Annotated in this window: 10 protein-coding genes and 2 pseudogenes; 8 read left to right on the forward strand and 4 right to left on the reverse strand. The window is 66.2% G+C overall.

The features are described 5' to 3' along the window. The first annotated feature begins 6 nt into the window (after positions 1 to 6). The 5 genes and pseudogenes from BLV94_RS17835 (at position 7) to BLV94_RS52105 (ending at position 7,522) form a co-directional block, all read left to right on the forward strand. Positions 7 to 2,331: an ATP-binding protein gene (locus BLV94_RS17835; RefSeq protein WP_072937557.1), complete on the forward strand. Its 2,325-nt coding sequence runs from the start codon at positions 7 to 9 to the stop codon at positions 2,329 to 2,331. 145 nt (positions 2,332 to 2,476) lie between these two features. Next, positions 2,477 to 3,175, forward strand: a complete 699-nt coding sequence (locus tag BLV94_RS17840) for a GntR family transcriptional regulator (RefSeq protein WP_244163618.1) — start codon at positions 2,477 to 2,479, stop codon at positions 3,173 to 3,175. A gap of 173 nt (positions 3,176 to 3,348) precedes the next feature. Further along, positions 3,349 to 3,606: pseudogene (locus tag BLV94_RS17845) on the forward strand (ISNCY family transposase); the annotation flags it as partial. 106 nt (positions 3,607 to 3,712) lie between these two features. Continuing rightward, the gene (locus tag BLV94_RS51560; RefSeq protein WP_255314954.1) at positions 3,713 to 3,838 is read left to right on the forward strand and encodes a hypothetical protein; all 126 of its coding nucleotides are present in this window, start codon (positions 3,713 to 3,715) and stop codon (positions 3,836 to 3,838) included. Between the two features lie 224 nt (positions 3,839 to 4,062). Beyond that, positions 4,063 to 7,522, forward strand: a pseudogene (locus BLV94_RS52105) (protein kinase domain-containing protein). 47 nt (positions 7,523 to 7,569) lie between these two features. Here the strand turns inward: BLV94_RS52105 and BLV94_RS17855 are convergent. From BLV94_RS17855 to glsA, 3 genes are all read right to left on the reverse strand, one after another. Next, positions 7,570 to 8,211 (reverse strand): response regulator transcription factor, encoded by a 642-nt coding sequence (locus tag BLV94_RS17855; RefSeq protein ID WP_072937609.1) that lies wholly within the window; start codon positions 8,209 to 8,211, stop codon positions 7,570 to 7,572. Positions 8,212 to 8,373: 162 nt separating this feature from the next. After that, positions 8,374 to 9,147, reverse strand: coding sequence for a gamma-glutamyl-gamma-aminobutyrate hydrolase family protein (locus BLV94_RS17860; RefSeq protein ID WP_074933759.1), 774 nt, complete (start codon positions 9,145 to 9,147; stop codon positions 8,374 to 8,376). A 64-nt stretch (positions 9,148 to 9,211) separates the two neighbouring features. Next, on the reverse strand, positions 9,212 to 10,057 hold the full coding sequence (gene glsA / locus BLV94_RS17865; RefSeq protein ID WP_244163622.1) for a glutaminase A: 846 nt from the start codon (positions 10,055 to 10,057) through the stop codon (positions 9,212 to 9,214). Between glsA and BLV94_RS17870 the strand changes: the two genes are divergently transcribed. From BLV94_RS17870 to fabG, 3 genes are all read left to right on the forward strand, one after another. Next, positions 10,046 to 10,270: a hypothetical protein gene (locus BLV94_RS17870; RefSeq protein WP_143051402.1), complete on the forward strand. Its 225-nt coding sequence runs from the start codon at positions 10,046 to 10,048 to the stop codon at positions 10,268 to 10,270. The genes glsA and BLV94_RS17870 overlap by 12 nt on opposite strands. 227 nt (positions 10,271 to 10,497) lie before the next feature. Beyond that, on the forward strand, positions 10,498 to 12,054 hold the full coding sequence (locus BLV94_RS17875; protein WP_083395598.1) for an APC family permease: 1,557 nt from the start codon (positions 10,498 to 10,500) through the stop codon (positions 12,052 to 12,054). Between the two features lie 84 nt (positions 12,055 to 12,138). After that, a complete protein-coding gene (fabG, locus tag BLV94_RS17880) occupies positions 12,139 to 12,918 on the forward strand; it encodes a 3-oxoacyl-ACP reductase FabG (protein WP_072937611.1) in 780 nt (259 codons plus the stop codon). Here fabG and BLV94_RS17885 read toward each other — a convergent pair. Further along, the gene (locus BLV94_RS17885) at positions 12,908 to 13,651 is read right to left on the reverse strand and encodes a FadR/GntR family transcriptional regulator (RefSeq protein WP_072937560.1); all 744 of its coding nucleotides are present in this window, start codon (positions 13,649 to 13,651) and stop codon (positions 12,908 to 12,910) included. The two genes, fabG and BLV94_RS17885, sit on opposite strands and share 11 nt — an antisense overlap. Positions 13,652 to 13,679: the final 28 nt, after the last annotated feature.

Below are 13,679 nucleotides of genomic sequence, written 5' to 3' on the forward strand. Positions count from 1 at the left end.
GGTTTCATGCCTCCCGGTATCAAGGCGACCACGGGAAACCTTCCCCACGAACTGACGAGCTTCGTCGGCCGCCGCCGTGAGATCGGCGAGGTTCGCCGGCTGCTCTCCGTTTCGCGGCTCGTGACATTGACCGGTGTCGGGGGCGTAGGAAAGACCCGGCTGGCACTGCGGGTCGCCGCCGAGTCCAGTCGCGCGTTCGATGACGGTGTGTGGTCGGTCGGGTTGGGCGAGCTGAATGACCCAGGCGCGGTCGTCGACGAAGTGCTGTCGGCGTTGAGGCTGAGCGAGGGCCGCAGTGCCGCACCGGAGTCAGTGCTCGTCGAGTATCTCTCGCCGCGGAAGCTCTTGCTCGTACTGGACAACTGCGAGCACCTCATCGAACCCGTCGCCGACCTCGCCGTAACCCTTCTCCGCGCTTGCCCGGAACTCCGGATTCTGGCGACCAGCCGGGAACCGCTCGGGATTGGTGGAGAAGCCATCCACCGGGTCCCACCCCTTACGATGCCGGACCCGGACCAGGTTTCGCTGGCCGGAGGGGGACTGGGCCGCTACGAGGCGGTGAACCTCTTCGCCGAACGCGCGACGATGGCGGTCCCGGACTTCGACATCACCGAGAACAATAAGGACGTCATCGCGGCGATCTGCCGCCGCCTGGACGGTCTTCCGCTTGCGATCGAACTCGCCGCCGTGCGGCTCAGAGCGATGTCGGTGGAGCAGATCCTGCAACGGCTGACAGACCGGTACGCCCTTCTGACGACGGGCAGCAGGGGGGCGCCGGCACGGCAGCAAACTCTGCAGTGGTGTATCGACTGGAGCCACGAGTTGTGCTCGCAGGCGGAGCGGGAATTGTGGGCGCGGCTGACAGTGTTCTCGGGCGGCTTCGAACTCGACGCTATCGAGGGCATCTGCGCCGACGCTATGACGTCATCCCAGGTTGTCGACGTGGTGGCGTCGCTGATCGACAAATCGATCCTGATTCGGGACGAGGTCGCGGGAGCGGTGCGGTACCGGCTCTTGGAGACGCTGCGCGACTACGGTATGCAACGGTTACAGGAGACCTCCGAGTTCGCATCGCTCTTGCGTCGGCACCGGGACTGGTACGAACACTTGGTGCTGCGGGCGGAGTCCGACTGGATTAGTTCACGGCAGGTGGCCTGGGTTGCGCGCCTCGACGCCGAGCAACCCAACATCCGTGCGGCGCTGCAGTTCTGCCTGACCGGTCCGAGTGAGGCGAATGCTGGGGGTCGCATGGCATCGGCGCTCTACCCCTATTGGCGGGCGCGTGGGAGGCTGCGCGAGGGCATGCGGTGGCTCGCGCAACTTCTGGCGGTGGGCGGTGAGCCCGGTCCGGAACAGGTCAAGGCGCTATACGTGCTGAGTGTGCTCTCTGGGCTGTACGGCGACCCAGAGGCGTCGGCACTGTATGTCGAACGCGGGGGCGACCTCGCGGCGCAGCTCGGCGATCGCACCGCCGAAGCGCTGATGGCCGATGCCGCCGGCCATCACACGCTGTTCACCCGGGACGCCGGAGCGGCGTGTGAACACTTCGAATCCTCGCTCGCGGTCTTCCGCGCGGACCGCAACCACTTGTACATGATCTGGTCGCTGTTCGGGCTCGCGCTGGCCAGCGGCGCGGCCGGCAACTGGTCGCGGAGCGACGAGTGTCAGCAGGAGATTCTCGAGCTCACCGGGACACGAGGCGAGTACGTCTACCGGGGATGGGCGTCGTGGACTACGGGGATGAGGGCCCGGCAACGTGGCGAGTACTCCCGTGCGAAAGCTCTCGCCACGCAGGGGCTTCAACTCGCTCGATCGGTGGACGACCGCATCAGCGCTGCGGGGTGCATCGAGGTCCTCTCGTGGATCGCTGTGGATGAGGGAGTTCCCCGGCGCGCCGCCGAGCTGATGGGTGCTGCCGAGGCGCTCGCCCAGCGGGTCGGGAGCCCGAGCATCATCTACCCGAACCTGCACCTCGAGCATGCCCGGATCGAGCAAGAGGCCCGCCGGGCGATCGGTGACCGTGTGTTCGAGACGGCGTTCCGGCACGGTCTTGAGGCGCGGTTCGAAGATGCCGCGGCGTACGCCGTCGACGAGAAGAGCGGATCCGATATCTCGGTCGAGCCGGGACCGACGAGTCTCACGCGCCGGGAACAGCAGGTAGCCGAACTTGTCGCCGAGGGTCTCACCAACCGGGCGATCGCAGGCAAGCTCGTCATTTCCCAACGCACCGCCCAGGGACACGTCGAGCACATCCTCTCCAAACTGGGCTTCACCTCCCGCGCCCAGATCGCAGCATGGATCATCGAGCAGAGACACAGCGAGCAGGCCTGATCGCCGGTCTCCGAGTCCCCGATCGGTGCGTGGCGAGGCCACCGAGGTCCCATGTTTTCGAAGGTGTAGGCTTGCCAACTGTCAACAGGTCGACAGACACGGCAACAACTATCAGTTGACGGTGCATCGGAAAGGCAGCGGCAAGATGACCGGCATCGACAACATGGTCCCCATGTCTCTTCGGGTCACCTCTGCGGTGATCGCGGAGCAGCTGCGGGAACGGATCCTGGACGGCAGCTTCGCACCGGGTGAGCAGATCAGCGAGTTACAGCTGGCCGCCCGCCTGAAGATGAGCCGTGGACCCGTCCGAGAGGCCGTGCAACGCCTCGCCCAGGAGGGGCTCCTGGTCAGCCACCGCAACCGCGGCGTGTTCGTCGTCGAACTCGACGTCGGCGACATCGAGGACGTCTACCGTGGCCGGCGCGCCATCGAGAAGGAAGCGGCGAGCACCGTCTACGAACGCGGGATTCCGGCCGGACTCGTGGCTCGTCTCGAAGAAATCCTACGAAACATCGCGCAGTACATGGACGCCGGCGACTGGCCGAAACTGGCCCGCGAGGATCTCCATTTCCACGAAACGATGGTCGAGGCCGCCCAAAGCCCACGGCTGAGCCGCATGTTCTCCACGCTGGCCGCCGAGACCATGCTGTGCATGTCGGCTTTCGACGAGCGGTACATTCGGCCGCCCACAGCGGTCGAGGAACACCAGCGGTTGCTCGACCGGCTGCTCGGTGGTGATCTCACCGAGATGCTGGCGGAGATCGACCGGCACATGACCCACGCGGTCGACTCGCTGACTACCGCACGCCGGGAACGGGACGGCGACGGGTCGTCGTACGCGTAGCCGCCGCCGATCCGCCAGTGGATCTCCTCATCGGCTGTGATGGACGGCGGGCTGATCTGAACGGCGTTGCCGCAAACGTGGTCACGAAAGTGCGGGGCTGACTCGTGGTGCGCCCGGGGCCCCAGCAGCGGTTGCGCACGATCGCCCGCGCTGCGGATGAACGCACGACGAGTCTCCACGACCTCGGAGTGCGCAACGTCATCATCCCCCGCAAAGGCAAACCCTCAGCTGGCCGGCGAGCCGAGGAACACCGCCCAGCGTTCCGACGAACAATCAAGTGGCGCACCGGAGTCGAAGGCAGAATCAGCGCCCTCAAACGTGGATACGGCTGGGACCGCACCCGCATCGACAGCACCGAAGGCGCCCAAATCTGGGTCGGCCACGGGGTCCTGGCGCACAACCTGGTCAAGATCAGCACCCTGGCAGCGTGAAGGACGCGGATCGGGGGGCTTGCGGCCAACCCAATCCTGACCGGCCGAGAACAGCCGAACCATGCTCACCAGGGCCCCCGTTTATCAGGTCGAAGTAGCTAGATAGTTGCCCAACGCGACCTTGGAGATGGTGGATGCCGCGCACATGATCTTCGCCGAGGCCAGCGGAACCGTGGCAACAGGTGGTTCGGGCGGCTCGACAAGCAATTTCCCGTCGGCGGCTGACGACTGAATTCGATATCACCCGGGCGCAGAGAAGCACCCTTCACTGGTGAAAGTTGCCGGCTGAGGGCCGCACCAGGTAACGGTCGCCTGGCTGCGAGCACTACGCGGAAAACCCGTCCGACTCGCCGCTGGTAGTGCTGCTCACGGACTCCAGGCGGGCCACGCAACGACCTCGCCCCGTCGTCCTTGCGGACTATCCTGGGGGAAGCGTCTCAGAGGTGGTGACGGCCGATGGCGGACGACCCGGGGGCCACGCAGCGCGAGCCGGACATCGCGGTCGAGTTGGCCGCCGCCGACTTCGACGCGGCCGAGGAGATCGGACGCGGGGGTTTCGGGGTCGTCTACCGCTGTCTTCAGGAGGATCTCGACCGCACGGTGGCCGTGAAGGTCCTCACCACGGACCTCGATCCCGAGAACCTCGCGCGTTTCGTGCGCGAACAGCGTGCGATGGGCCGGATGTCCGGACACCCGAACATCGTCGACCTCTACCAGGTCGGGGTCACCGGGAGGGGGCGCCCCTTCCTGGTCATGCCGTATCACTCGCACGGGTCTCTGGATGCGCTGATCCGCCGGGAAGGACCGATCGGGTGGGAGCAGGTGCTCCGGCTCGGGATCAAGATCGCCGGGGCGCTCGAGACCGCCCACCGCAGCGGCACGCTGCACCGGGACGTCAAGCCCGCGAACATCCTGCTGACCGACTACGACGAGCCGCAACTCACCGACTTCGGGATCGCGCGGATCTCGGGCGGGTTCGAGACCACGGCGGGCTCGATCACGGGCTCGCCGGCCTTCACCGCACCCGAGGTGCTCGAGGGGTGCCCCCAACGGTCGCCTCGGACGTGTACAGCCTGGGGTCGACGATGTTCTGTGCGCTAACCGGACATGCCGCGTTCGAGCGGCACAGCGGCGAGCAGGTGATCGCCCAGTTCCTGCGGATCTCCACGCAGCCCGTCCCTGACCTGCGCGACGCCGATGTCCCCGACGACGTCTGCAACGCCGTGGAACAGGCGATGTCCCGCGCCGTGGAAGAGCGGCCGGGCAGTGCGGCCGAGTTCGGGAACGAGCTTCGTACCACCCAGCGCCGCAACGGGATCGTCGTCGACGATCTGCATGTTCCCGCCGTGCGTGCCGGTGATCCTCGCTCCACCCCCGGCGCGGGGATGGAGCATGCCGCGCAGCGGCCTCCGCGGGTGTACCCCATGTCGTCACCACGCACCCCGCCGGTGCCGGTGACCAAATTCCGTCCGCCCACCACTACCCGGCAGTTGGTGCGCCGTGATCGGCTCCTCGCCATGTTGCGGACTGCCGGGGAGCGTCGGTTGGTCTTGGTTCACGCACCTGCGGGATTCGGGAAGAGCAGCCTCGTCGCGCAGTGGCGCGACGAACTGGTCGCCGACGGAATCACCGTCGCCTGGCTGACGGTCGACCGCGACGACAACAATGGCGCGTGGTTCCTCTCGCACCTGGTGGAGGCGATCCGGTTGGTCCGCCCGGGGGTGGTTGGCGAGCTTGGGCAGGCACTCGAGGAGCACGGGCAGGCGGTGGAGCGGTTCGTGGTGACCTCGCTGATCAACCGGCTCCACGACAGTGGGGAGCCCCTCGTGGTCGTGATCGACGACTGGCATCGGGTCACCGCCGCAGAGCCGATCGCGACGGTGGAGTTCCTGCTCGACAACGGTTGTCATCACCTGCGGATCGTGGTGGCCAGCCGCAGCCGGTCGAATCTGCCGTTGAGCCGAATGCGGGTGCACGACGAGCTGCGGGAGGTCGGTCCCGAGGAGTTGAGTTTCGATTTCCCCGAATCCCGCCGCTTCTTCGGTGGTTCGGGGCAGATCGCGCTGACCGATTCCGACGTCGAGGAGCTGCGGGCGTCGACGGACGGCTGGGTCGCGGCGCTGCAGCTGGCGTCACTGTCACTGAGGGAGGCCGGTGACGCGGCGGGCCTGGTCGAACAGTTCCGTGCCGGAAACGACACCCTGGGTGAGTATCTCGCCGAGAACGTGCTCGACGCCCTCGAGCCCGATGTGCTCGATTTCGTCCTCGCCACCGCGATCCCGGACCGGGTGTGCGGCGACCTGGCGTCCGCGTTGGCCGAGGTCCCCGACGGTGCGGTCCGCCTCGAGCGCGTCGTCGCCCGTGATCTGTTCCTGGACCGCACGGGCGACGACCGCCGGTGGTACCGCTATCACAACCTGTTCACGCAGGTGCTCCGGCAGCGGCTCGAACGGGATCATCCGGGACGGATCGCGCAGTTGCACCGCACGGCGTCCGCGTGGTTCCGGGAGCGGCACATGCTCGGTGAGGCCCTCGACCATCTTCTCGCCGCCGATGACCGGCAAGGGGCGCTGGATCTGCTTGAGCACGACGACCTGTATCTGCTCGATCGGTCGCAGATGTCGACGCTGCTCGGCTTGATCGCGAAGTTGCCGGCGGATCTGGTGCTGTCGAGTCCGCGACTGCAGTTGACGATCGGATGGGCGAATGCCGAGCTGCAGCGTATCGACGTCGCCGTCGAGGCTCGGCGGCACGCGCTCGAGCTGCTCGATCTCCTCGAGCTCCCCACCGACGTGCGCTCGCGGATGCGGGTGGAAGCCGATGTTCTCCAAGCGAATATCGACGCACCACGGACCGGGTCGCTGGGATCACGGACTTGGTCGCCGAATGCCTGGCCAACCCGGCGGGGCAACATCCGTTCGTGGTGTCGATGGCCGCACTGCTTGTCACTATCGCCGACACATACGAGTTCCGCTTTCGGGATGCCTATCGCCGACAGACCTGGGCAGCTCCGTACCACAGCAGAACGACTGGTCCGTACACCGTTGCCTACGGGTATTGCTTTGCCGGTATGGCGAAAGCGGAACAACTGGACCTGACCGGTGCAGCGGAGTTGTACCGCAGGGCCTTTCAACTTGTCCGCGATGCCGGAAACACGCAATCTCAGCACGCCCGGCTCACCCGTGCTCTGCTCGCCGAGATGTTGTACGAGCAGAACCGTCTCGCCGAGGCCGATGAGTTGCTCAGCGAGACGTTCGACCCGGCCGCGCTCGGTGGCGCTCCGGATTTCATGATTCGCCACTATTGTCTGCGCGCGCGAATCCTCTGTGCCCGCGGTGACCGTATCGGCGCGGCGAAGGAGCTCGACGAGGGTGTCGGAACCGCAGCCCGGTTCTCGCTTCCGCGGCTGCGGGCGGCCGTCGACACCGAACGTATCCGGCTCGGTCTTCCGCCGCGCCCTGGATTCGTCGCTGTCACCCGCAACTCGCACCCGGAACCGGTCGACGGAATCGAGCAGATTACCGCGCAGCTCGAGGACGAGACGGCCATCCTGCTGCTGGTGCGCACCGGTGAGCCAACGGCGAGCCGGCTCGCCTGCCAGTGGGCGGAGGACTGGGTGGGTGCGCTCGCCGGGACCGGACGTGAACTGGCGCGGCTGTACGCCATGCGCCTGCTGGCCTCGTGTCTGTGGGCGGCCGGGCGCGCCGACGACGCCGAGGCGGCGCTGGTTCCCGTCGTGGTCGAGTGCGCCCGGCACGAACTGGTCCGATTCCTCGCGGACGGCGGCACAGACGTTGTCGCCGCCACCGCCTCTTTGCGTACCCACCTGGCAGAGCCGAAAGGGGCCGACCTCTACCCCGGCCTGTCCGGCGCGTTCCTCGACACCGCGCTTGCCGCTGCCGCTGAGGTTCACTGACACCGTTTGCGCGGCAGAGGGAAGATTTCCGTTTCCTTGTTCGGCAGTCACGCATCGGCTAGCGCGAAACCGACTCCCCGAACGGTCTGCAGTGTGTGGGACGCACCGATGCTGCCGAGCTTTCGGCGCAGCGACCAGATGTGCGCGTTGAGGACGTTCGTCGTCGTCTCCTCGGCGATGCCCCACACCAACATCAGGAGGTGACGACGGGGGACGACCCTTCCTTCGCTGTCGGCCAGCACTGCCAACAGATCGAATTCGGTCGGGGTCAGGGCCGTGTGAAGGCCCAGGCGTTCGACGATGTTGCACTCCCGCTGCAGGACCAGTCCCTTGGTTCTGCCAACCGGGCGTTGTGGGGCTCGTTGCATTCGCCGGAGGATTGCCCGAGTCCAGGCGACCAGTTCTCTCGTGGTCAGGGAGGCATCGAGGACGTGATCGGCCCCCGAATCGAAGAAGGCGACGCGGTCGTCGACCGTCTCGACACTGCCGACGACGACGATGGCGGCGTTCACCCGTGTGGCCCTGAGAGCCTGCACGGTGCCGATTCCTTCCCTGCGGTGTGATTGCACTCGGATGACCACCACGCCGGGGCACAACCCGCTGGCGCGGAGTTGGTCGACGACGCCGTAATCGACGGTTGAATCGACCAGGAGAACACATGTGGGAACTCCGGCAGTGGACGATCTCATCGGCTTCCTGATCGGCTCGCCGGACCGTTCGGCCGCACGCCGCCACCCTTGCTCGGGGCTCGCGGCCACCGCCGGCGATCTTGCGTCCTCACGTCGTCTGCCGATACCTTTCGGCTCGCTCTCCTGCACTCTCAGCGGTTCCGACCCGCTCCCTCAGAAGCCTCAGGGCCCTCCGTTCGCTGCCCCGTCTCCGACCAGCGCCGTGGCGCCGGGCTTCCTCGCCCCCCTCTTTCCCGTGACGAAGCGGCGGAGAAGTTCGAGGGCATGCGGCTCGTTCCGCCACAGCACTTCTGGATGCCACTGCACCGCGACGAGGCGATCGGACGCGATCTCGAAGGCCTCTACGAGACCGTCGTCGGTGTAGGCGACCGCTCGCGCCGACGGCGCCAGGGTCTTGATGCCCTGATGGTGCTGACTGTTGACGGGGACGATCCCGTCGATCCCCATCCAGTCGGCGAGGAGGGTGTCCGCTTCCACCTGCACCGAGTGCAGGCTGTCGATCAGGGCTTCCTCGCTGTGCCAGTGCCCGGTGCGCCCGACCCAGTCCCGGGCCAGATCAGCGTAGAGCGTGCCGCCGAGCGCGACATTGGCCAACTGCGCTCCGCGACAGATGGCGAGGATGGGAATTCCACGCGCACGCGCGATCTCGAGTGCGGTGAGTTCGTTCGTATCTCGATGGGGATTGATCTTCTGGATACGCGGGTCGTCGAGTGAGCCGCCGTACAGGGAAGGGTCGACGTCCACTCCCCCGCTGATGAGCAGACCGTCGACAGACTCGAGAATCGCGGCAAGGTCGGTTCGCGGTTTACCGCAATCGACGGCGACCGGTGCTGCGCCGGCGACGACGATGCCGCGGAACATCTCCTTCCAGTGGACGAACCCGGGCAGTTCGTCGAAGTCGAGCGTGACTGCGATGACAGGGATCTCTGTGCTCATCGACATTCCTCCTTCTGCACTGCCTGTGCAGGATCGGTTTACCCGCGACTACCCGATGTGCAGCTCAGAAGACCGACCAGCCGGCCAACCGGGCGAACTCCTCGATCGCGGCCACTCCACCGGCGGAGTTGCCGTCGGTGTCGAGCGGAGGGCTCCACACGCAGACGGTGCCTAGCCCCGGCATGATGGCGAGGACGCCACCGCCGATGCCGCTCTTGGCGGGCAGGCCGATCCGGTATGCGACGTCGCCGGCCGCGCCGTACATGCCGGACATCAGCAGAACCGCGTTGACCCGGCGGACGGATCCGCTGTCGAGGACGGTCGCGTCGGCCGAGCGGTCGGCCAGGAAGAGCGCCGACTTCGCGACCGTTTCCACGGACGCGGCGATCGCACACTGGGCGAAGTACTGCGTGAGTACTCGATCTATCGCGTTGACGAGTTTGCCGTGCTCGGCGAGGACGTGCGCGATGGCCGCGTTGCGGTGGTCGGCGACAGTCTCCGAGAGCGCGACGCGACCGTCGGAGTTGATCACCGCGGTACCGGAGGTCGAGGCCAGGAGATCGATGGTGGCACCCACCGCGTCCCCGGTGAGTTCGATCAGCCGGTCGGTGACCACGAGGGCGCCCGGATTGACGAAGGGGTTGCGTGGTCGGCCGAGGTTGCGTTCGAGCTCGGCCACCGAGCCATAGCCGGAGTCGGTCGGCCCCCATCCGATGTGGTCCCACACCGCGGGGTTGCGTTGCAGGAGTGCACACAGGGCGAAGAGCTTGGAGAGGCTCTGGATCGAAAACGGTTCGGTTCCGTCCCCAGCGGTGAGCACGCAGCCGTCCACGGTCGCCACGGCCATGCCGAACTTCGTCGGTGGCACCGAGCTGAGCGCCGGTACCTGGGTCGAGACGTGCCCGGCCACCGCGGCGGCGCGACCGTGCTCGGCAGCGATGTCGAGATACTCCTGGAGCTGATCGATGCGCGTCTCGAGTCGCGCGAGATGAACGGAGATTTCGCACCTCGGATTTCACTGGGGCACAACGGCGTAAAGAGCGAACCCTTTTTGGACGGCACGTGTGGCGATCTGGCGCCTGATACGGCAGCCGAGCCGTGCGCACAAAAACCGATCCCGTGACCAACCGGTGGCCACAGGACTGACAAGACGACACTAAACGCACTAATAGAACTAGTCAATAGACCATTTCTCTGATCGGCGGCCGGCCGGGACGCGGCGTGCGTCGCCGATGTTTCGGTCAGAAGAAAAATGTGTCTCAAACCACTTTTTCTGGTCTACTGGTCTTGTCTTTAGGCCTTTTACGGTCTTAGGCTCATCGAGCAGACAAAGCGAAAGGTAGATCCCGCATGATCGCCAACTCACACCCTCCAGAGGGCCCCTCCCCCACCGGCCCCGCCGCCGACCCCGCTCAACTCAAGCGTGGCGCGATCGGTCTTGTCGGTGTCGTCTTCATGGTGGTGGCGTTCTCGGCGCCGATCACCGCGATGACCGGCAATCTGCCCGTCGCGGTCGGATTCGGCAACGGCATCGGGGCGCCGGCGGGCTTCATCATCGCCACCGTGGTGCTGACGATCTTCAGCGTCGGATTCGTGGCGTTGGCCAAGCACATCACCGCGGCGGGCGCCTTCTACACGTTCGTCTCCCGCGGGTGGTCGAAAATTCCCGGCCTGGCAGCGGGCGTGATGTCGATGGCGACCTACATGATCATGGAAGCCGGTCTCGTCGGGATCTTCTCCGCGTTCGCCAAGCAGGCGGTCGGTTCCCAGTTCGGCCTCGATCTGCCGTGGGAGCTGTATGGATTCGGTTGTGTGGCGGTGATCGCGGTCCTGTCGCACAAGGACATCTCGGTCGCCGCCAAGGTCCTCGGTGTGGTGCTGGTCTGTGAGATCGGGATGCTGACGATCACCGCTGTTCGGTCCTTGAGCACCGGTGGACCCGACGGCATCATCTGGTCCTCCCTCAATCCCGCCAGCGCACTGAGCACGAACGGAGTTGCCGGAGGGGTAGTCGGGTTGGGCCTGTTGATGGCGTTCTGGTCCTGGGTCGGGTTCGAATCGACCGCCATCTACGGCGAGGAATCCAAGGACCCGAAGAAGATCGTCCCGCGAGCGACGATGATTGCCGTCATCGGCATCGGCGTCTTCTATACCTTCATCTCCTGGGGCGTGGTCACCGGTAACGGTGCACATCAAGCCGTCGAACGCGCCTCCGGACCCAATCCCTTCGAGCTGCTGTATGCACCGACACGCGAGTACGTCGGCGCGTGGGGTGTGACGGTCTTCGAATGGCTCGTCCTCGGCGGGTCCTTCGCCTGCGCTCTGGCCATCCACAACTCCGCTGCGCGGTATCTGTTCGCGTTCGGCCGCGACGGGCTGCTGTGGCGCCGGCTCGGTGAGGCTCACCCGAAGCATGCCTCGCCGTGGATCGCTTCGCTCACCCAGAGCATCTTCGCCGCGCTCATCCTGGTGCTCTGCTCACTGACCAACTCCGATCCCTACGCCGTGCTCTTCGTGCTGGTCGGTGTCCTGGCGACGCTGTGCCTGCTGATCGTGCAGACGATGTGTTCGATTTCGGTCATCGTCTACTTCCACGTCCGCAAGCAGCACCCGGAAACCGCGAACTGGTGGCGCACGCTGGTGAGCCCGATCATCGGTGGCCTCGGCATGGTGTTCGTGATCTATCTGATGGCGACCAACATGAAGGCGGCAGCCGGATCGGCATCGGACTCGCTGTTCTTCAAGGCGATCCCGTGGATCGTGGTCGGTTTGTTCTTCGGCTCGATGGCACTGGCTCTGTACTGGCGCACCAAGAAGCCGCACCTGTACGCGCGGATCGGCAGCACCGTCTTCGACGACGAACCCGACCACTCCTTTCTGACCGAGCCGGCACCCGAGCCCGCCTGATCTACCCCCGTGTGTGGCCCCCTCGTCGCGGCGAGGGGGCCACACACGGTCACGACCCGTACCCAGCAACCGGAAGAGGAAATGATGAAGCAGACTTCAGACTCGATGAACGTGCTCGTGACCGGCGGCAGCCAGGGCATCGGATTGGGCATCGCGGAGGTGTTCGCCGCCGCCGGTGCCCAGGTCGCGATCGCGGGCCGCAATCCCGCGAAGCTGGAGAAGGCCCGCGCACGGCTGGCCGAACTCGGCGCGACGGTCGCGACGATCGTCGCCGACGTCGCCGACCGCCGATCGTGTACACGGATGGCCGCCGAAGCCGAAGAGCTGCTCGGCGGCCTCGATGTGTTGTGCGCCAACGCCGGAATCTACCCGGAGCAGACACTCGAGCAGATCACCCCGGCCGAGCTCAACGATGTATTCGCCACCAACGTGCACGGCATGATCTTCAGCGTCCAGGCGTGCCTGGATGCGCTGACCCGATCCGGCCGCGGACGGATCGTGGTGACCTCGTCGATCACCGGACCGACCACCGGATTTCCCGGGCTGAGTCACTACGGGGCCAGCAAGGCCGCCCAGCTGGGCTTCGTGCGCTCGGCAGCGCTGGAACTCGCCGCCCGCAAGATCACCGTCAATGCAGTCCTTCCCGGCAGCATCCGCACCGAAGGACTCGATGGTCTCGGCACCGACACCATCGCCCGGATGGAATCGTGCATACCGCAGCGTCGACTGGGTGCAACGACCGACATCGGGCACGCCGCATTGTATTTCGCCAGTGAGGGCGCAAGCTTCGTGACCGGTCAGACACTGACCGTCGACGGGGGCCAGACCCTTCCGGAGGTGCCCGATGCCGTGGTCAGCGCTTGAGCCAGGATTCGAGCGTGTGCCGGGTGCCGAGGATGTGCTCTTCCATTTGAGCGGCGGCGACCTCCGGGTCGCGGCTCTCGATGGCCTCGAGGATCGCCTCGTGATGGTCGTTCGCGTTGGGCTCGAGGCGGCCGAAGATCGCCCCCGTCGGAAGCCACATCTTGCGGCGGGCGTCGGCCACCGACTCGAGCAGATAGTCGTTTCGGCAGGCCTGGGCGATCCCCATGTGGAATGCGGAGTCGAGAGTCTGGAACTCGGTGACCCTGTGCGCGGACTGGTCCTGCATCGCGGCGTCGAGGGCGCTGTCCATGCTTTCGAGCAACGTTCGAAGCTTCGTGAGGTCGGCCGCTCGACGGCGCATCGCGGCCAGACGGGTCGCCCCTGTCTCCACCACGATCCGGTAGTCGAACGCATCGCGGACCGCTGTCTTGTTCTGACGCATCAGCCGGCGGGTCTCCGCCGGGTCGTAGGTGGGGGCTTGCACGGTGAATCCGCCGCCGCGACCGCGGCGAACCGCGATCAGGCCTTCCCGCTCGAGCACCGCCACCGCGGCCCGCACCACGGTGCGCGAGACGTCGAGCATTTCCGACAGCTCCCGCTCGGTGGGCAGCCGGTCGCCGGGGCGGAACTGACCCAGCTCGAGCGCCCGGCGCATCTGATCGACGACGAGTTCGTGTGCAGGAATCTGCCGGATCGGACCGAATCCGGATGGCGCTGCCGCGGCTGTTGTCATACGAGGCTCCTTTCCCTCGCCCCAATCT

Origin of the sequence: Rhodococcus koreensis (genome assembly GCF_900105905.1) — a bacterium.
Lineage (GTDB): Bacteria > Actinomycetota > Actinomycetes > Mycobacteriales > Mycobacteriaceae > Rhodococcus_F > Rhodococcus_F koreensis.